The 17,139-nt window shown below is 66.6% G+C and carries 17 protein-coding genes and 1 pseudogene; 4 read left to right on the forward strand and 14 right to left on the reverse strand.

Annotated features, from left to right (window positions below):
* From FHT02_RS10720 to FHT02_RS10730, 3 genes are read right to left on the reverse strand one after another with little or no spacing between them, the layout of a single operon-like run.
* A complete protein-coding gene (locus FHT02_RS10720) occupies window positions 1–2,535 on the reverse strand; it encodes a cbb3-type cytochrome c oxidase subunit I (RefSeq protein WP_184087347.1) in 2,535 nt (844 codons plus the stop codon).
* Window positions 2,532–3,482, reverse strand: coding sequence for a cytochrome c oxidase subunit II (gene coxB / locus FHT02_RS10725; RefSeq protein WP_184087349.1), 951 nt, complete (start codon window positions 3,480–3,482; stop codon window positions 2,532–2,534). Before coxB ends, FHT02_RS10720 begins: the two co-directional genes overlap by 4 nt.
* On the reverse strand, window positions 3,463–3,756 hold the full coding sequence (locus FHT02_RS10730; protein WP_246352330.1) for a c-type cytochrome: 294 nt from the start codon (window positions 3,754–3,756) through the stop codon (window positions 3,463–3,465). The genes coxB and FHT02_RS10730 overlap by 20 nt, the downstream gene beginning before the upstream one ends.
* A gap of 260 nt (window positions 3,757–4,016) precedes the next feature.
* Between FHT02_RS10730 and FHT02_RS10735 the strand changes: the two are divergent.
* Window positions 4,017–4,472 (forward strand): annotated as a pseudogene (locus FHT02_RS10735) (c-type cytochrome); the annotation flags it as partial.
* A 13-nt stretch (window positions 4,473–4,485) separates the two neighbouring features.
* Here the strand turns inward: FHT02_RS10735 and FHT02_RS10740 are convergent.
* From FHT02_RS10740 to FHT02_RS10750, 3 genes are all read right to left on the reverse strand, one after another.
* Window positions 4,486–5,157, reverse strand: a complete 672-nt coding sequence (locus FHT02_RS10740) for a cytochrome b (RefSeq protein ID WP_343056911.1) — start codon at window positions 5,155–5,157, stop codon at window positions 4,486–4,488.
* Window positions 5,154–5,879 (reverse strand): cytochrome c oxidase assembly protein, encoded by a 726-nt coding sequence (locus FHT02_RS10745; RefSeq protein ID WP_184087355.1) that lies wholly within the window; start codon window positions 5,877–5,879, stop codon window positions 5,154–5,156. The genes FHT02_RS10740 and FHT02_RS10745 overlap by 4 nt, the downstream gene beginning before the upstream one ends.
* Before the next feature lie 78 nt (window positions 5,880–5,957).
* Complete coding sequence (locus FHT02_RS10750; protein WP_184087357.1) at window positions 5,958–6,815, reverse strand: 2,4-didehydro-3-deoxy-L-rhamnonate hydrolase; 858 nt, start codon at window positions 6,813–6,815, stop codon at window positions 5,958–5,960.
* A 132-nt stretch (window positions 6,816–6,947) separates the two neighbouring features.
* Between FHT02_RS10750 and FHT02_RS10755 the strand changes: the two genes are divergently transcribed.
* Genes FHT02_RS10755 through FHT02_RS10765 form a run of 3 tightly spaced genes read left to right on the forward strand, consistent with a single transcriptional unit; the run spans window position 6,948 to window position 9,702 of the window.
* Complete coding sequence (locus FHT02_RS10755; RefSeq protein ID WP_184087359.1) at window positions 6,948–7,709, forward strand: (Fe-S)-binding protein; 762 nt, start codon at window positions 6,948–6,950, stop codon at window positions 7,707–7,709.
* A complete protein-coding gene (locus FHT02_RS10760) occupies window positions 7,706–9,097 on the forward strand; it encodes a lactate utilization protein B (protein WP_184087361.1) in 1,392 nt (463 codons plus the stop codon). Before FHT02_RS10755 ends, FHT02_RS10760 begins: the two co-directional genes overlap by 4 nt.
* On the forward strand, window positions 9,094–9,702 hold the full coding sequence (locus FHT02_RS10765) for an LUD domain-containing protein (protein WP_184087363.1): 609 nt from the start codon (window positions 9,094–9,096) through the stop codon (window positions 9,700–9,702). The genes FHT02_RS10760 and FHT02_RS10765 overlap by 4 nt, the downstream gene beginning before the upstream one ends.
* Before the next feature lie 3 nt (window positions 9,703–9,705).
* Here FHT02_RS10765 and FHT02_RS10770 read toward each other — a convergent pair whose 3' ends face one another.
* The 8 genes from FHT02_RS10770 to cyoB all read right to left on the reverse strand — a co-directional run bounded on the left by FHT02_RS10770 (window position 9,706) and on the right by cyoB (window position 17,139).
* Window positions 9,706–10,785 (reverse strand): SPL family radical SAM protein, encoded by a 1,080-nt coding sequence (locus FHT02_RS10770; RefSeq protein ID WP_184087365.1) that lies wholly within the window; start codon window positions 10,783–10,785, stop codon window positions 9,706–9,708.
* 146 nt (window positions 10,786–10,931) lie between these two features.
* Window positions 10,932–11,540: a cob(I)yrinic acid a,c-diamide adenosyltransferase gene (gene cobO / locus FHT02_RS10775; RefSeq protein ID WP_184087367.1), complete on the reverse strand. Its 609-nt coding sequence runs from the start codon at window positions 11,538–11,540 to the stop codon at window positions 10,932–10,934.
* A 96-nt stretch (window positions 11,541–11,636) separates the two neighbouring features.
* Window positions 11,637–12,164: a response regulator transcription factor gene (locus FHT02_RS10780; protein ID WP_184087369.1), complete on the reverse strand. Its 528-nt coding sequence runs from the start codon at window positions 12,162–12,164 to the stop codon at window positions 11,637–11,639.
* Window positions 12,161–13,429 (reverse strand): ATP-binding protein, encoded by a 1,269-nt coding sequence (locus FHT02_RS10785; RefSeq protein ID WP_184087371.1) that lies wholly within the window; start codon window positions 13,427–13,429, stop codon window positions 12,161–12,163. The genes FHT02_RS10780 and FHT02_RS10785 overlap by 4 nt, the downstream gene beginning before the upstream one ends.
* A complete protein-coding gene (locus FHT02_RS10790; RefSeq protein ID WP_184087373.1) occupies window positions 13,426–14,109 on the reverse strand; it encodes an SURF1 family protein in 684 nt (227 codons plus the stop codon). The genes FHT02_RS10785 and FHT02_RS10790 overlap by 4 nt, the downstream gene beginning before the upstream one ends.
* Window position 14,110: 1 nt before the next feature.
* Window positions 14,111–14,503, reverse strand: coding sequence for a cytochrome o ubiquinol oxidase subunit IV (gene cyoD / locus FHT02_RS10795; protein WP_184087375.1), 393 nt, complete (start codon window positions 14,501–14,503; stop codon window positions 14,111–14,113).
* Window positions 14,500–15,126, reverse strand: coding sequence for a cytochrome o ubiquinol oxidase subunit III (cyoC, locus tag FHT02_RS10800; protein WP_184087528.1), 627 nt, complete (start codon window positions 15,124–15,126; stop codon window positions 14,500–14,502). The genes cyoD and cyoC overlap by 4 nt, the downstream gene beginning before the upstream one ends.
* Window positions 15,127–15,141: 15 nt before the next feature.
* Window positions 15,142–17,139, reverse strand: a complete 1,998-nt coding sequence (cyoB, locus tag FHT02_RS10805) for a cytochrome o ubiquinol oxidase subunit I (protein ID WP_184087376.1) — start codon at window positions 17,137–17,139, stop codon at window positions 15,142–15,144.

A 17,139-nucleotide genomic window follows, 5' to 3' on the forward strand; every position in this document is an offset into this window, starting at 1 on the left:
TCAGACCCAGGGGAACAGGCGCGTGAGGATAGCGGTCACTGCCCCTTCGAGCGCCGCATAGACGGTGAACAGCACGCACAGATCGAGGCTGTTATTGCGCGGGCGGACGATCAGCGCGCGGCCGTTGCGCGCGGAGATATAGCCGGCCATCAGCACGGCGATAAACACCAGAATGCTTTCGAGCGAAAGCAGCCCATACACCGTTGCCCCCTGCCCGCTGGTGGTGGGCAGCAGCCCCGATCGCAGCCAGCTCCAGAAATCGATGCCGATGCCCGCGACCAGCGCACAGACCGCGAGCACGAACAGCACGCCGGGCGTCCAATGTTCCGTCTTCTCACGCGCCAGCATGTGGCGCGAGAGCAGCGCCAGCCCGGCGGCGGCGGCATAGGCCGGCAGGATCGCGAGCAGCGACCATTTGTCGGCAGCCGCGGTCCAGAAGCGCGGATGCACGCCGTAGAGATAGACGAAGCTGAACATCGCCATGACGAAGATCATGAAGACCACGGTGAGCAGCACCATCGTCGCCCACCAGCCATGGCTGGAAGGGCCGGTGCAATAGGTCGGCAGGCGGATGCCGGCGCCGACATCAACCGTCTCTTCCTTCACCAGCCGATCGGTGTCCCACAGCCAGCGCAGCACACAGACGATCGCGAGGATGCCGCAGGCGAAGCTGAACTTGTACGCCTGAATCGTCATGATGATGAAGAAGCCGGCAGTGAAGATCGCCGCGAGCAATGGCCACACCGACGGCCCAGGCATGATCTGCAGATATTGGGGTTCGGCGCGCAGCGGGCTGGTGACGATGGTCTCACGCAGGCCGGTCGCGGAGTTGGGCAGGAAGTAGCGGCCCTCTTCGACGTTCTTCGCCAGATCGGGATCGTCCCAGAGCGGCTCGCGGCTCTTCACCACCGGGATGCTGCGCGTCGAATAGAGCCCGGTCGGCAGCCATTCGAGCGTGCCGCCGCCATAGACGTTGCCGGCATCGTTATCGGGGGTGAAGCGGAAGTTGCGCGCGAGGTCGATCACGAACAGCAGCACGCCCAGGCCGATGGTGAACGCGCCCAGCGTCGAGATGAAGTTGATCGTGTCCCAATCGCGGCCCGGCAGATAGGTATAGACGCGGCGCGGCATGCCCATCAGCCCGAGGATGTGCATCGGCCAGAAGGTCACCTGCATACCGACGAACATCAGCCAGAACACCCATTTGCCCAGCCGCTCCGACAATGCCCGCTGGCTCATCATCGGGATCCAGTAATAAAGCGCGGCGAACAGCGGGAAGACCATGCCGCCGATCAGCACGTAATGGAGGTGCGCGACGATGAAGTAGCTGTCATGCGCCTGCCAGTCGAAGGGCACCATCGCCACCATCACGCCGGTCAGCCCGCCGATGACGAAGGTGATGAGGCCACCGAGCGCGAACAGGGTGGGCGTGTTGAAGCGTGGCTTGCCCACCGCAAAGGTCGAGATCCAGGAGAAAACCTGGATACCCGCGGGCACGCTGACCGCCATGCTGGCCGCCGAGAAGAAGGCGATCGACAGGCGCGGCATGCCGGTGGTGAACATGTGGTGCGACCACACGCCGAAGCTGATGAAGCCGGTGGCGAGGAACGCCATCACGATCAAATTCTGCCCGACCAGCTTGGTCCGCGCGAGCGTGGGCACCATCATCGACACCAGCCCGGAGGCAGGCAGGAAGATGATATAAACTTCGGGGTGGCCGAAGAACCAGAACAGATGCTGCCACAGCATCGGATCGCCGCCGCGGGTGGGATCGAAGAATGGCCAGGCAAAGGCGCGCTCAAGCTCGAGCAGCAGCGTGCCCAGGATGATCGACGGGAAGCCGACGACGATCATCGCGGCGAACACCAGCATCGCCCAGGCGTAGATCGGCATCTTGTCCAGCGTCATGCCCGGCGCGCGGGTGCGCAGCACCCCGACGATGATCTCGATCGCGCCGGCGATCGCCGAAATCTCGATAAAGCCGATGCCAAGCAGCCAGAAATCGGCGTTGATCCCGGGCGAATAGGCCATGCCGGTCAGCGGCGGATACATGAACCAGCCGCCATTGGGGGCGAGGCCGAAGAAGATCGACGCGAAGAAGCACAGCCCGCCGAAGAAATACGCCCAGAACGCATAAGCCGAGAGCCGCGGGAACGGCAGGTCGCGCGCGGCGAGCATCTGGGGCAGCAGGAGCACGCCCAGCGCCTCCATCATCGGCACCGCGAACAGGAACATCATCACCGTGCCGTGCATGGTGAAGAACTGGTTGTAGGTTTCCTGCGGCAGGATGCCCTGGAGCGGCAGCGCGAGTTGCACGCGCATCACAAGCGCGAGGATGCCGGCGAGCACGAAGAACAGGAACGCGGTGCCGACATAGAAGGTGCCGACATAGTTGTTGTTGACCGCCGCCAGCAGCTGCCACCCCTTGGGCGCGCACCAGATGCGTTCGAGTTCTTCCAGCTCCCCCTCTGGCCGTTCACCTTCAGTCGGGAAGCGGTCGTAGAGCGCGGGATCGAAGCCGGTTTCCGACTTCACTTCTGCGCTTCCAGATAGGTGGCGATGGCGGCGAGATCCTGCGCCGGCAGCATCTTGTACGCCGGCATGCGGTTGCCCGGCTTGATCGACTGGCTGTCGCCGATCCAGCCGATCAGCGTGCCGCGATTGTTGGGCAGGATGCCAGCGCCCAGCGAGCTGCGGCTGCCGACATGGCTGAGGTCGGGACCGGCGATGCCATTGGCGTCGGTGCCGGCGATGCGGTGGCACGCGGCGCAACCGGTGGAGCGGAACAGCTGCTCGCCCCTGCCCGCCACCTGTTGACGCGGCGTGCGGCGAGCGGCCATGATCGCGTGATATTGCGCGGGTTCATGCGCAATCACGACGAAGCCCATCAGCGCGTGCGGCCCGCCGCAATATTCGGCGCATTGCCCGCCATAGGTGCCCGGGCGATCGGCCTGGATCGGCAGGATGTTGCGCCGGCCGGGGATCATGTCGAGCTTGCCCGAAAGCTGGGGCACCCAGAAGCTGTGGATCACGTCGCTGGATTCGAGTTCGAGCACCACCGGCTGGCCGACGGGGATGTGCAGTTCGTTCGCGTCGATGTTCACCGGCTGACCCCGCGCGTCGAGATAAGCGACGCGCCACCACCACATCTCGCCGGTGATCCGCACGCGCATCGCGTTCGCGGGGACCGGCTCGGCGAGATTGCGGGTGAGGCTGAGGCCATAGACCAGCAGCCCGGAGAGGACGATCACGGGGAATATGATGCCGCCGATCCAGATGGTGCGGGTGCCGCCAAGGCGCTTTTGCAGCCGATGCTTGCCGAACAGCGCGACCCACAATGCCACCAGCACGACCAGGAACACGCCCGCCGCCATCGCCAGCAGCAGCCAGCTGAGTGTGGTGATCGAGCCGGCATAGGGCCCGGCGGGATCGAAGATCGAGGCCGGCCAGCCCGGCCCGGTATTAGCGGCTGCCGGTTGCATATAGATAGGCCGCCACGTCGCGCGCCTCCTCCTTGGTAAGCGGCATGGCCGGCATGGTCGTGCCCGGCAGCGTCGCGGGGGCGTTGCGGACAAAGGCAGTGAGCACGTCCGGGCGGTTGGGCAGGCGCCCGGCGATCAGCCCCTGATCGGCAAACCCGGCGAGCGAGGGTCCCGAGGCGCCCTGCGGCCAGGCTATGCCAGGGATCTGGTGGCAGGCCGCGCAGCCGACGCGCTCGATCGCTTGGGCGCCGCGTGCCGGATCTGCCTGGGGCATGTGATGTTCCTCGTCGGGCGGTGGCTTGCAGGACGCGAACAGCATCAGGGGCAGCAAGACGCGAACGATGACCAAGCTTCCCCCGATGCAGCCATTAGGCGTTACACTTCCGGAACCACTTGGCCGTGGCGCCGGTTCCTTCGGCAATGGTTTTTCACAGTCGCTCGCTGCTGCCCGCTTTGCCGCTCCTGCTCGCCGCGTGCGGGGCCACCGAGCGCACGAGCGCCGACCGGCTTGCCGCGACCGGCGAGCTGGTGGCGATGAGCGGGGGCGATGCCGGGGCGGCCTATGCCTGCATCGCCTGTCATGGGGTGGACGGGCGCGGCAATGGCGCGGGGACGCCGCGGCTGGCAGGATTGAACCAAGGCTATCTGGAGGCGCAGCTCGAGGCCTATGGCGACGGGCGGCGGGCGCATCCCGAGATGCATGCGATCGCGCGGAAATTGCGTCCGGAGCAGCGCCAGGCGGTGTCGGCTTATTATGCCCGGCTGGGCTTTGCCTATCCGGCTGCTGCGGGTGCGCCCGAGCCGGCGGCGGCGGCGCTGTACCAGCAGGGAGACTCGGCGCGCGGGCTGGCGCCGTGCGCGTCATGCCATGGGCCGAATGGCGAAGGCGATGGCGGGGGCAATCCGCCGCTGGCCGGGCAGCCCGCCCCCTATCTCGCCGAGCAGCTGGCGCAATGGCGCCGCAGCGCCCGGCGCAGCGATGGCGGCAACGTGATGCTGGCGATCAGCCGCCGGCTGTCACCCGCGCAGTCCGCGGCTCTCGCCCGCTATGCTGCGGGCCTGCCCGGGGGTCCTCCGCGTCCGGTATCTCCGGCAGCATTCCCCGCAGCACATCGTGGCGATCCCAGAAATGATGCTTCAACGCGGCCCCTATATGAAGCGGAATGACCCCAAGCAGGGTGAGGACCAAGAGCTGGTGAACGCTTTCGGCCGTGCCCATGATGCGCCAGCGCAGCTCTAGCGGCAGATACTCGAAGGGAAGCTGCGGCCAGGGGATCACGCCGGCCAGGTAGAGCGGGCCGGGCTCGGCGATCGAGGACCACATCACCCACCCGCTGAGCGGCAGGCCGAAAAATGCGGCGTAGAACACGTAATGGATCGCGTTGGCCGCCACCGTCTGCCAGCCTTGCGTGTCGGCATCATTGTGCGGGCCGGGGATCATCAGCCGCCAGCCGAACCGCGCAAGGGCGAGCAGCAGGATCGGCAGGCCCACGGCGCTGTGCACCTGATAGGCCAGCAGCTTGTCGCCGCCCGCGGGAGTCCAGCTGGTATAGTAACCCCAGCCGATCTGGAACAGGACCAGGAACGCCATGATCCAGTGAAAGGCGATGCCGACCGGGCTGTAGCGGCCACGGACGCTATAGGAGCGTGCCCAGGCGCGGAGCCGTTCGCTCACGCCAGCGCCTGCTCGCGGGCGAACCACTGGCCGGCCATGCCGAGCGCGGCAAGCAGGTAGATGCCGCCGCCCGGCACCCACATGATGAGCCCGGCGAGCTGCTGGTCCTCCAGCGGCGTGAAGCCCCAGGCGATCGGGGCGACAAGGTGTGGCGCGTAAAGCGGCGCGCCGGCAAAGGTGATCAGCGCGCCGAGCAGGCCCATCAGCACCATCGAGCCGAGCAGCGCGGCGATGGCGCCGGCAATGGTGGCGCGGCGTACCGCGCTCCACAGCGCGAAGGCGCTGCCCAGCAGGGTCGCCTGCATCAGCCAGTAGAGGGCGTCGCTGGACAGCGCCCAGCCATAGACCGGCGGCGAATGCCAGCCCCAGAAGATCACCGCGTGGAGGCCGACCCAGGTGCCGAGGCTCCCGGGCGCGCGGCCCGACCAGGACCAGGCGAGCAGCGGGGCGACTGCGGCGGTCAGCACGAGATGGTGCACGACCCGCGCCGAGAACAGCGCGGAGGTGAACGCGCACAAGGGGGAGACGAACAGCACCGCGCATAGCGCCATCGCGGCCGGGAAGCAGCGGCGCTGCGCGGTGTCAGCGGGCGCCCAGCGGAGAAAGGCGGCGGTGGCTGCGGCGAGCGTCAGCAGCACGAGCGGATCGAAGTTCCAGCGCGCGAGCAGGTCGCCCGGGCCGGGCGCCACGCCGCAATAGGGTGTCCAGATTGCCGGCTCCATGCTGCGCTACGTTCCCTGCCGCGATCTCGTTCATTTCGGAACCGTTCGGGGGCGGGCTGGTTCCCGCCCCCGCCGGGTTCAGCCGAGCACCTCGTCGCCAAGATGGCGCCACGCGACCACTTGCTGCTGCTGTTCGCCCAGCCCGGCGATGCCCAGCCGCATCGTGTCGCCGGTCTTGAGGAAGATCGACTGCGGCTTCTTGCCTTCGCCCACGCCCGGGGGCGTACCGGTGATCAGCAGGTCGCCGGGATACAGCGTCACGTACTGGCTGACATAGGCGATGATCTGACGGACGTTGAAGATCATCGTGCGGGTGTTGCCGGTCTGCATCCGCTCGCCATTGACGTCCAGGAACATGTCGAGCTCCTGGCAGTCGGCGATCTCGTCCTTCGTAACCAGCCACGGGCCGACCGGGCAGAAGGTGTCGTGGCCCTTGCCCTTAGACCATTGGCTGCCGCGCTGCTTCTGGTTGAAGCGTTCGGACACGTCGTTGGCGATGGTGAAGCCAGCGACATGGTCGAGCGCGTCGGCTTCCTCGACATAGCGCGCGGTCTTGCCGATCACGACGCCCAGCTCGACTTCCCAGTCGGTGTGCGTCGAACCCCGGGGGATCATCACTTCGTCGTTCGGGCCGGTCAGGCTCGACAGCGCCTTCATGAACATCACCGGCTCGGTCGGGATCGGCAGGTTGGATTCGATCGCATGGTCCTCATAGTTGAGACCGATCGCGACGATCTTGCCGATGCCCTTCACCGGCACGCCCAGCCGCGCAGCGCCCTCGACCACCGGGAGGCTCGCCGGATCGACTGCCGCGAGGCGGGCCAACGCATCCACAGTGATGTCGGCGACATGGCCCGACAGGTCGCGGACCATTCCATCGGAGTCGACCAGGCCGGGCTTTTCCTGGCCACGCGGGCCGAAGCGGCAGAATTTCATCGAGGTGCTTCTCTCGTGCAAGGGTTCGTGGAGCGCCCGCTTGCCGTAAGGGTGCGCCGATGCCAAGAGCGCAGCCCCGCTTCGGCGGCGATGCGATGCTTTGACGAGGTCGAACCTGATGGTCTCCCGCCGATGACCGAACGCCGCCAGGTCGCCCTGTTCGTTACCTGTCTGGTCGACACGATGCGCCCGCGTATCGGCTTCGCCTCGATCGCCGCGCTGGAAGCGGCGGGCTGCGAGGTCGTGGTGCCGGCGGCGCAGACCTGTTGCGGGCAGCCGGCGCTGAACTCGGGAGCGCGCCGCGATGCCGAAGCGCTCGCCCGCCAGACGATCGCGGTGCTGGAAAAGTATGCCCATGTGGTGGTGCCCAGCGGCTCGTGCGCCGGCACGATCCGCGTCCACTATCCCGAGATCCTGGCCGGCGATCCGGAATGGGGCCCTCGCGCGGAAGCGCTGGCGGGGCGAACCTGGGAGATTCTTGCCTTTCTCGACCAGGTTTGCGGCTGGCGACCCGAGGGCGTGACGCTGCCGGTCGCCGCCGCGTATCATGACAGCTGCGCGGGCCTGCGCGAACTCGGCATCAAGGCGCAGCCGCGCCGGCTGCTCGCCGCCATCGAGGCGTTGCGCCTCATGCCCCTTGCCGGCGAGGAGACCTGCTGCGGTTTCGGCGGCACCTTTTGCGTAAAATATCCGGCGATCTCGAACGCGATCACCGAAGAGAAAGCGCAGGCGATCGAAGCGTCGGGCGCCGACCTGTTGCTTGCCGGCGATCTCGGCTGCCTGATGAACATGGCGGGCAAGCTGCACCGGCAGGGCTCCCCGGTTCGGGTGATGCACACGGTTGAAGTGCTTGCCGGCATGGGCGCCGGCCCCGCGATCGGGGAAGCGGAATGACCGCCGGCTTCAAGGCGCGCGCCGCCGAGGCATTGGCCGATCCGGTGCTGAAGGTCGCAGTCGAGCGCACCGCCGGCACCGCCGAGACCAAGCGCGCCGCCGCCGTCGCCGCGTTCGAGGACTTCGAAGCGGCACGCACTCGCGCGGCAGCGATCAAGGACCATGTGATCGCCCATCTGGGACATTATCTGGAACAGTTCGAAGCCAATGCCATCGCCGCGGGCGCACAGGTGCATTGGGCGGAGACCGCAGATGCGGCGTGCGAGATCGTCCTCGACATCTGCCGGCGTGCCGGCGCCAAATCCGTCGCCCGATCCAAATCGATGCTGGGCGAGGAGATCGGCCTGCCCCACGCGCTGGCCGAAGCGGGTATCGAGCGCGTCGAAACCGATCTGGCCGAACATATCATCCAGCTTGCCGGCGAGCGGCCGTCGCACATCGTCTGGCCGGCGATGCACAAGACGCGCGAGCAGGTCTCCACGCTGTTCCGCGCCCGCCATGCCGAGCCGCATGCCGAGGAGACCATCGCCGCGATGGCGCAGAGTGCACGGCGCCACCTTCGCGCCGCCATGCTCGGTGCGGATGTCGGTATCTCCGGCGCCAACTTCCTGCTGGCCGACAGCGGCGCGGTCTGCACCGTTACCAACGAAGGCAATGCCGAACTGTCGGTGGTGCCGCCGCGCGTCCACATCGTCACGGCCGGTATCGAAAAGCTGGTGCCGTCAATGGACCACGCCGTCCACTTGCTGCGCATGCTCGCCCGGTCGGCGACCGGCGCGACGCTCACGCAGTACACGACCTTCTATACCGGGCCGAAGCGCGGCGCCGACCTGGACGGCCCGGAGGAGATGCACATCGTCCTGATCGACAATGGCCGGACGAAGATGCGCGACGAAGGGCTGGCCGAGATGCTGCGCTGCATCCGCTGCGGCGCGTGCATGAACCATTGCGTGGTGTTCCGGCAGATCGGCGGCCATGCCTATGGCGGCACCTATCCCGGGCCTATGGGCGCGGTGCTGACCCCGGCGCTGGACGGCCTAGCCGCGTCGCGCGACTTGCCCCAGGCGTGCACGATGAACGGCAAATGCCAGGAGGTCTGTCCGGTGCGCATCCCGTTGCCCACGCTGCTGCGCGGCTGGCGGGAAAAGAGCTGGCGTGAGGGGCTGGAGCCCGCCTCCACCCGGGGCGCCGTGCGGCTATGGGCCTGGGCGGCGCGGCAGCCTTGGCTGTACCGTTTCGGTTCGCGGCTGGCGGTACGGGGCATGCGGCTGTTCGGCGGAAAGTGGATCACCAGCATGCCGCTTGCTTCCGGTTGGACCCGGCATCGCGACTTGCCGGCACCACAGGGGCGAACCTTTATGGAACAATATCGCGAGCGCCGGCGGTGAGCGCGCGCGAGGCAATCCTGCGGCGGCTGGGCGGTAATGCCGGCGATGTTGCTGACGAAGCACGGGCGCTGCTGCGCGCGCCCGAGCGCCCGCCGGTCGACCCCGCCGCCCTTGCGGAGACCTTCGCCGAACGGCTGGCGGCGCCCAGCGTCGCGGCAAGCCTGGAACGGGTGCCCGTCGCACAGCAGCTTCCGGCGGCAGTGGCGCGCCATCTTGCCCAGCACGTGCCGATGCCAGGTCTGTACCTTCCACCCGATGCCTGGCTTCAGGCACTCGACTGGCGGGGCATCGCGCTTGATGCGGCGGTGACGGTCGATGGCGGAGCAGCGCTCGCCGTCGCCACCGCGGCGGTGGCGGAGACCGGGTCGCTGGTGCTCGACACCTCCCCAACCGCGCCGATGCTACCCAATTTCCTGGCGCTCCACCATCTGGTGGTCGTTCGCCACGAAACGCTGGTCGCGCACCTGGAGGATATTCCCGCTCCATTGGAGCAGCCGCGTGCCCGCTATTGGATCACCGGCGTGTCGGGCACCACCGATATCGAGGGGCAATATGTGCGCGGCGCCCATGGCCCGCGTTTCCTGCACGTGCTGTTGCTCGGCTGAGCCTCACGTCCAATAGAGAATGCGCGCCGCCGGCAGCGCCGCACTCAGCCGATCCTGGAAGAAGGGGCGCAGCGCCCGCATGGTATCGGCGTCATAGACCTGCTTCTCGGTCCCGAACTTCGTCCGCTTGGTACTGCGGTTCTCGCCGGTCATGTCGAGCGACGATCCCGGATACCAGCTGTCGAGCACCGCCTTCGACCCCGCCGTGAAGCGGTGGGTGATCAGTTCCACGGTCAAGTCGATACCGGCAAGATCGCCGAGCGCCGCCCCAGCATCCTCGATCAGCGTGCCATAGGCGTCCTGCCACCCCGACGCGGCGATGATCGGGGCAATGGTCAGCCCCACCGGATAGCCCGCCAGCGCCATGCGCCGCAGTGCCGACAGACGCTCAGACACGCGCGCCGTACCACCTTCGAAGCGGGCAAAGGCGCTGGGGTTGACCGAAGCCCGCATCCGCGTCCGGCCGCCATGCGCAAGGCCCAGCAGCGGATCGACCGAGGCGAACTTGGTGGTGAAGCGCAGTTGCACCTCCGCATCCCATTGCCCGAACCAGGCAATGGCGGTGGATAGCGATCCGGTCAGCGGCTCGAGTGCCAGTGGGTCGGTGTAGCAGGATGCCTCGAACGTGGTGCCTTCATGCGCGCGGGTGGCGCTGCGCGAGGTGACCGTTCCCTGCCCCAGATAGGCGGGAAGACCGTCCAATATCTCCTCGATATTGGCGTAGACGCGGGTGATCGGCGGCCCCTTAAGCGATCCGGCGAGGTAGCAATAGCTGCAATGCGCCGGGCATCCCTCGGCCAGGTCGACGCGCCAATCGGCGCTGGGCGCGATCGGCTGAAGCCGCCGCTTCGACGGAGGCGCGACGACCACCGCCAGCGTCGCCTTGGCTTCGGCATACGCGCGCTTGGGGTCTTCGGAATAGGCCAGCGTGATGCGGTCCGACGGCAACTCGACCACATCGATCCCCTGCCCTGCCGCGCGCTCCAGGATCGCCCGGCCATGCGGCAGTGCCAGCGCGGATCGCGTGGCGACCACCCGGCGCGGCCGCCACGTGACCGCGCGGGAAGCTGGAACATCGAGCATGGTGGGCCAACGAACCGGATGCGCGGCGGTTCAGGTGCGGCCTTCACAGAAAGGCGATCTGGAACCCTTCACGGTACGGGGCGACCGGCACCGCGATGCTATTACCAAGGCGGCGCGGAGCATGGTGGCGTGGACCGCGCGGATCGTCAGAACTCGATGCCCGGCTGCGCCTTCACATTCTGCTCGCGAAAAGGATGCTTCACCGACGCCATCTCGGTCACTAGGTCGGCAGCGTCGATCAGGGGCTGGGGCGCGTTGCGGCCGGTGATGATGACGTGAGTCATCTCAGGTTTGGCGGCCAGCGCTTCCAGCACCTCCCCAACCGGAAGATACTCGTATCGCAGGACGATGTTGAGTTCGTCTGCCAAGACCATGTTGTAGGAAGAGTCGGCGATCATCCGCTTCACTTCTTCCCAGGCGGTTCGCGCGACAGCGATGTCGCGGGCGCGGTCCTGCGTGTCCCAGGTGAAGCCCTCTCCCATGGGCTTGAACTCGACCTGATCGGCGAAGCGATCGAACACCGCCTTTTCGCCGGTCGCCATGGCACCCTTCACGAACTGGACGACGCCGATCTTCATGCCGTGGCCGATGGCGCGCACGACCATGCCGAGCGCGGCGGAGGTCTTGCCCTTGCCCGTGCCGGTGTGGACGATCACCAGCCCCTTTTCGATCGTCTTGGTTGCCTTCTTCTTTTCGTGCGCGGCCTGGATCTTCTTCATCTTGGCAGTGTGTTCGGCGTCGCTGCGCGGCTTCATCGCGTCTCTCCGGCAAGTTTGGCGGGCAGCATGCCCGGGCTGGATCTGGGTTTCCACAGGGTGTGATCTTAGGCCCTAGACCGCGTGCGGCGGCAATCAGATGTGGCGCTTCTCCAGCTTGCGGACGAGCGTGCGGCGATGGAGGCCCAGGCGCCGGGCCGCTTCGGAGATGTTGAAGTCGGTTTCCACCAGCACCTGATGGATATGCTCCCACTCCAGCGTCTTGATCGACGTCGGGCGGGTGCCGAGGTTCGCGTCCTCATCCCCCTTCACCTTGTCGAATGCGGCTTCGATATCGTCGGTGTTGGCGGGCTTGGTGAGGTAGTTGGTCGCGCCCAGCTTGATCGCCTCCACCGCGGTGGCGATGCTGGCGAAGCCGGTGAGGACAACAATGCGCGTGTCCGCCTCGCGCTCGTGCAGCGCCTTGATGCAGCCCAGGCCCGAGGCGCCGCCGAGACGGAGGTCGATGATCGCGTGCGTGGGTTGCAGCCGCTCTGCCACGGCGGCCAGATCGCCGGGGCCATCGAGCATCTCGACTCGGTAGCCCCGCCGCTCGAACGAGCGGGCCAGCGTGCGGGCGAGCACGGCGTCGTCCTCGACGATCAGCAGGCGGCGGTCGCTCATGGCGCCTCGATCGCTAGCGCGTCGAGCGGCAGGCGCAGCGCGACCTGCGCGCCGCGGCCCGGCCGGTTGCGCGCCTCCAGCGTGCCGCCCAACGTGCGCAATACGTTGTTGGTGAGGAACAGCCCCAATCCGGCGCCTCGGCGCGTCTTGGTGCTTTGATAGGGCTGGCCGAGCGCCGACAGGATGTTGGCGGGAAAGCCGCGGCCATCGTCTTGGACGGACAGGATCAGCATATCCTCGCTCAACGCAGCGGAAAGGAGGATGTTCGATGCATCGGCTTCGGCGGCGTTGTCGAGCAGATTGAGCAGCGCCTGGCCAAGCGCCTTGTCCGAGACGATGGCGATATCGCGGCCCAGGCGATCCTCGATCCGGATCGAGTCGCGCGCCGCGGCATTGGCGACGATGCCGTTCAGGAAGCGGCGCAGCGTGGTGCGCTCGGGCGCCTGGCCGGTCACTTCGCCGGCGGCGAACAGAATGCCGGCGACGATCTCCTTGCAGCGAGCGACCTCGGCCTGCATCTCGGAGACTTCCTCGGCCAGACGGGGATCGGCGCTCACCGCCGGTTCGGCGCGCCAGTCGCCCAGCGCCACCGACAGCGAAGCGAGCGGCGTGCCCAGTTCGTGCGCGGCGCCGCTGGCGAGCAGGCCGATGCGGACGACATGCTCCTCCTCCGCGGCGCGCTGGCGCAGCGTGGCGAGATAGGCGTCGCGGTGGCGCAGGTTGCGGGTGACGCGAGTGACGAACAGCTCCAGCAGCACCGCGGCGAGCGTGTAGTTGAACCACAGCGCGAGGATATAGGGGCGCGGCAAGGCGATGCGCAGCGCGGACGGCAGATCTAGCGATGGCGCCCATAGCGCAAGGATGCCCAACGCGCCGCTGGTGAGCGCGACGAGTAGCCAGCTCGACCAAGCCTCGAGCAGCACCGCGCCCAGTACGACCTGAAGCAAATAGAGCGCGAGGAACGGGTTGGTCGCGCCGCCGCTGAAATAAAGCTGCACCGACAGGCAGCCGACATCCATGATCAGCGTCGCGAGCAGCGTGGTGTTGTTCACCGGTCCCTTGAGGTACAGCGTGAGCGCGAGCAGGTTGACCATGACCAGCACGAACAGCGTCAACAGCATCGGCGTCATCGGCAGGCGGACGCCGAGCAGCATGTGGACCGCCAGGATGGTGGCGAGCTGCCCACCGACGGCGAGCCAGCGCAGGTGGCTGAGCAGCAGGAGGTTGCGGCGCGCGGCTTCGTCGCCGGCGAACATCGGTCTCATCGTCCGCGGCGCCGCGCGATGATCGTCAGCGCGACGACCATGCCGGCGAGCCCGAACCAGGTGAGCGCGTAGACCAAGTGGCTGTTGGGGAAGCGGACCACGGTCATGCCGCCGCGCGGCCACCCTGCCCCGGTCCGATCGGCGTCGATGAAATAGGGGGCGACCCTGCCCAGCCGATGCCGCGCCGCGATCGCCTGCACATCGCGCGAATACCAGCGGTCCTGCGCGGGATCGTTGCGGCGCAGGAAGCCACCCTTCGGTTCGGTAGTGCGCAGGAGGCCCGAGACCGTGACCGGCGCCGCGTCAGGCGGGGCGATCCTGCCGCGCTGGTCGGCGGGTACGAAGCCGCGATTGACCAGCACGCTCCAGCCGGCGTCGCTGCGCAGCGGCGTCAGGAGCCAGAAGCCGCCGCCGAGACTGGTGACGGCCTGAACATAGCTGTCTCGATTGGGGAGGAAGCGGCCGCGTATCTGGACCCGCGTATAGGCCGCATCGCTGCCGATGGCAGGCCAGGCGCTCGGCCCGGGAGCGGCAACCGGAGCGGCGGCGAGCCGCCGCTCCACTTGCTCGATCAGCGCCAGTTTCCAGGCGCGGCGCTCGATCTGCCACACGCCCAGGCCGACCAGCAGCAGGACGGCGATGGCGGCTAGCGTACCACCGACGATGCGGCGGGCACGCATCTTACATGCCGCCGGGCATCTCCATGCCCGGCATCATGTTCAGGTTCATATGGAACATCACCCACAGCGTTCCCGCCAGCGCAATCACGACGATGATGATCGTGAAGATCAACGCCATCAGCGTCCAGCCGCTTTCCGACTTACTGTTCATGTGCAGGAAGTAGATCATGTGGACGACGATCTGGACCAGCGCGAGCGCCATGCAGATGCCGATCACGACCTGGGTGTTGGCGATGAAATTGCCCATCACCAGCGCGAAGGGAATGGCGGTCAGCAGCACCGACAGGCCGAAGCCGGTCAGGTAGCTGCGGCGGGTGCCGTGCGGTGCGCCGCCATGGTCGCCATGGCCATGCGCATCATGCCCAGGACCGGCGGCGTGCGTATCCGCGCTCATCGCATCACTCCGAGAAGATAGACAAAGGTGAACACGCCGATCCAGATCACGTCGAGGAAGTGCCAGAACAGCGACAGGCACTGGAGGCGGCGCAGATTGGCCGGCTCCAGCCCGCGGCGGGCGACCTGGACCATCAGCGTCACGAGCCAGATCAAACCGAAGGTGACGTGCAGGCCGTGCGTGCCGACCAGCGTGAAGAAGGCCGACAGGAAGGCCGAGCGCTGCGGCCCCGCCCCTTCGTGGAGCAGGTGCGAGAACTCGTACAGCTCGATCGCCAGGAACGCCGCGCCGAACAGGCCGGTGGCGGCAAGCCAGCCGAGCACCGCGCCCTGCCGCTTTTCGTCGCTGGAGATCATCGCGAAGCCGTACGTGATCGACGACAGCAGCAGCATGGCGGTGTTCACCGCCACGAGCTTCAGGTCGAACAGCTCCTTGGGCGTCGGGCCCCCGGCATAAGCGGCGCCATAGACGCCCCAGGCCGCGAACAGCATCGCAAAGATGAGGCAGTCGCTCATCAGGTAGAGCCAGAAGCCCAGCATGGTACTGGCCCCCGGCGGATGCTCGTGCGGATCGAGGTCCCAGAATGCGGGCGCTTCGGTGCCCGGCGGCGTGGTTTCAGTCATCGTGGTCGCCATGGTTCAGCCCCTCGCCGCCAGCGCTTGCGTGCGCAGGTTCTCGACACGGGTCACTTCTTCAGCCGGGATGTGGAAGTCCCGGTCATAGTTGAAGGTGTGGCCGATCGCCACGACCAGCAGCCCGACAAAGCCAAGGATGGCCAGCCACCAGATGTACCAGATCATCGCCATGGCGATCACTGCGGAAAGCCCGGCCAGGATCACGCCGGCGCCCGTGCTCTTGGGCATATGGATGTCGCGGAAGCCGGTCGTAGGGCGTGCGGCCTCACGGCTCTTCATATCGTACCACGCGTCGAGATCGTGGATCACGGGCGTGAAGGCGAAGTTATATTCCGGCGGCGGCGACGAGGTCGCCCATTCCAGGCTGCGGCCATCCCACGGATCGCCGGTGAAGTCGCGCAGCTGCTCGCGGTTGCGGACGCTGACGAAGATCTGGATCAGGAAGGCAGCGATGCCGACCGCGATGATCGCGGCGCCGATGCCGGCGATGATGAACCAAATCTGGAGCGACGGATCGTCGAAGTGGCGCAGGCGCCGCGTCACGCCCATCAGGCCCAGGATGTAGAGCGGCGTGAACGCCACCCAGAAGCCCACGACCCAGCACCAGAAGCTGACCAGACCCCATTTCTTGTCCAGCTTGAAGCCGAACGCCTTGGGCCACCAATAATTGATACCGGCGAACAGGCCGAACAGCACGCCGCCGATGATCACGTTGTGGAAGTGAGCGATCAGGAACAGCGAATTGTGGAGCACGAAGTCGGCCGGCGGGACCGCCAGCAGCACGCCCGTCATGCCACCGATCACGAAGGTGAGCATGAACGCGATCGACCACATCATCGGCAGTTCGAAGCGGATCCGCCCCTTGTACATCGTGAACAGCCAGTTGAAGATCTTCGCACCCGTCGGGATCGAGATGATCATCGTCGTGATTCCGAAGAAGCTGTTGACGCTGGCGCCCGAGCCCATCGTGAAGAAGTGGTGCAGCCAGACCAGATAGGCCAAGATGCAGATCACGATCAGCGCGTAGATCATCGAGGTGTAGCCGAACAGGCGCTTGCCCGAGAAGGTCGACACGACTTCGGAGAAGATACCGAACGCCGGCAGGATCAGGATGTACACCTCTGGGTGACCCCAGATCCAGATCATGTTCACGTACATCATGGGATTGCCGCCCCCGGTGTTCGTGAAGAAGTTGGTGCCGACATAGCGGTCGAGGCTGAGCATCGCGAGCACGGCGGTGAGCACCGGGAAGGCGGCGACGATCAGCACGTTGGTGACCAGCGCCGACCAGGTGAAGACGGGCATCTTCATCATGGTCATGCCGGGTGCGCGCATCTTGACGATGGTCGCGAGCAGGTTGACGCCGGACAGCAGGGTGCCGACGCCGGCGACCTGCAACGCCCATATGTAATAGTCGACGCCGACATCGGGCGAGTAATCGAGCCCTGAAAGCGGCGCCATCGCCAGCCAGCCGGTGCGGGCGAATTCCCCCACGAACAAGCTGGCCATCACGATCACCGCGCCGGCCGCCGTCATCCAGAAGCTGAAATTGTTGAGGAACGGAAAGCTGACGTCGCGCGCGCCGATCTGAAGCGGCACGACATAGTTCATCAGACCCGTCACAAACGGCATCGCCACGAAGAAGATCATGATCACGCCATGCGCGGTGAAGATCTGATCGAAGTGGTGCGCGTTCAGATAGCCTTCGTTGGCGCCGAAGGCCATCGCCTGCTGAAGCCGCATCATGATCGCGTCGGCGAAGCCGCGCAGCAGCATGACCAGACCAAGCACCATGTACATGATGCCGATCTTCTTGTGGTCGACGCTGGTGAACCATTCCTTCCAGAGATAGCCCCACAGTTTGAAGTAGGTCAGCGCCAGCAACAGCGCGACGCCGCCCAGCGCGACCACGACGAACGTGGCGAGCACTATCGGCTCATGGATGGGAAAGCTTTCGAGCGTCAGCCGCCCGAAGATTGTCTTGATCAGGGTGTCGGACAT

Origin of the sequence: Sphingomonas xinjiangensis (assembly GCF_014199255.1) — a bacterium.
In the GTDB taxonomy this organism is placed as follows: Bacteria; Pseudomonadota; Alphaproteobacteria; order Sphingomonadales; family Sphingomonadaceae; genus Sphingomonas; species Sphingomonas xinjiangensis.

Bases quoted from the DNA above. Each gene is read 5' to 3' on its own strand.
- coxB (WP_184087349.1), bottom strand. From the start codon at position 3,482: ATGCAACCGGCAGCCGCTAATACCGGGCCGGGCTGGCCGGCCTCGATC.
- FHT02_RS10730 (WP_246352330.1), bottom strand. From the start codon at position 3,756: ATGCCCCAGGCAGATCCGGCACGCGGCGCCCAAGCGATCGAGCGCGTC.
- FHT02_RS10745 (WP_184087355.1), bottom strand. From the start codon at position 5,879: ATGGAGCCGGCAATCTGGACACCCTATTGCGGCGTGGCGCCCGGCCCG.
- FHT02_RS10750 (WP_184087357.1), bottom strand. From the start codon at position 6,815: ATGAAATTCTGCCGCTTCGGCCCGCGTGGCCAGGAAAAGCCCGGCCTG.
- FHT02_RS10755 (WP_184087359.1), top strand. From the start codon at position 6,948: ATGACCGAACGCCGCCAGGTCGCCCTGTTCGTTACCTGTCTGGTCGAC.
- FHT02_RS10760 (WP_184087361.1), top strand. From the start codon at position 7,706: ATGACCGCCGGCTTCAAGGCGCGCGCCGCCGAGGCATTGGCCGATCCG.
- FHT02_RS10770 (WP_184087365.1), bottom strand. From the start codon at position 10,785: ATGCTCGATGTTCCAGCTTCCCGCGCGGTCACGTGGCGGCCGCGCCGG.
- cobO (WP_184087367.1), bottom strand. From the start codon at position 11,540: ATGAAGCCGCGCAGCGACGCCGAACACACTGCCAAGATGAAGAAGATC.
- FHT02_RS10780 (WP_184087369.1), bottom strand. From the start codon at position 12,164: ATGAGCGACCGCCGCCTGCTGATCGTCGAGGACGACGCCGTGCTCGCC.
- FHT02_RS10785 (WP_184087371.1), bottom strand. From the start codon at position 13,429: ATGAGACCGATGTTCGCCGGCGACGAAGCCGCGCGCCGCAACCTCCTG.
- FHT02_RS10790 (WP_184087373.1), bottom strand. From the start codon at position 14,109: ATGCGTGCCCGCCGCATCGTCGGTGGTACGCTAGCCGCCATCGCCGTC.
- cyoD (WP_184087375.1), bottom strand. From the start codon at position 14,503: ATGAGCGCGGATACGCACGCCGCCGGTCCTGGGCATGATGCGCATGGC.
- cyoC (WP_184087528.1), bottom strand. From the start codon at position 15,126: ATGACTGAAACCACGCCGCCGGGCACCGAAGCGCCCGCATTCTGGGAC.
- cyoB (WP_184087376.1), bottom strand. From the start codon at position 17,139: ATGTCCGACACCCTGATCAAGACAATCTTCGGGCGGCTGACGCTCGAA.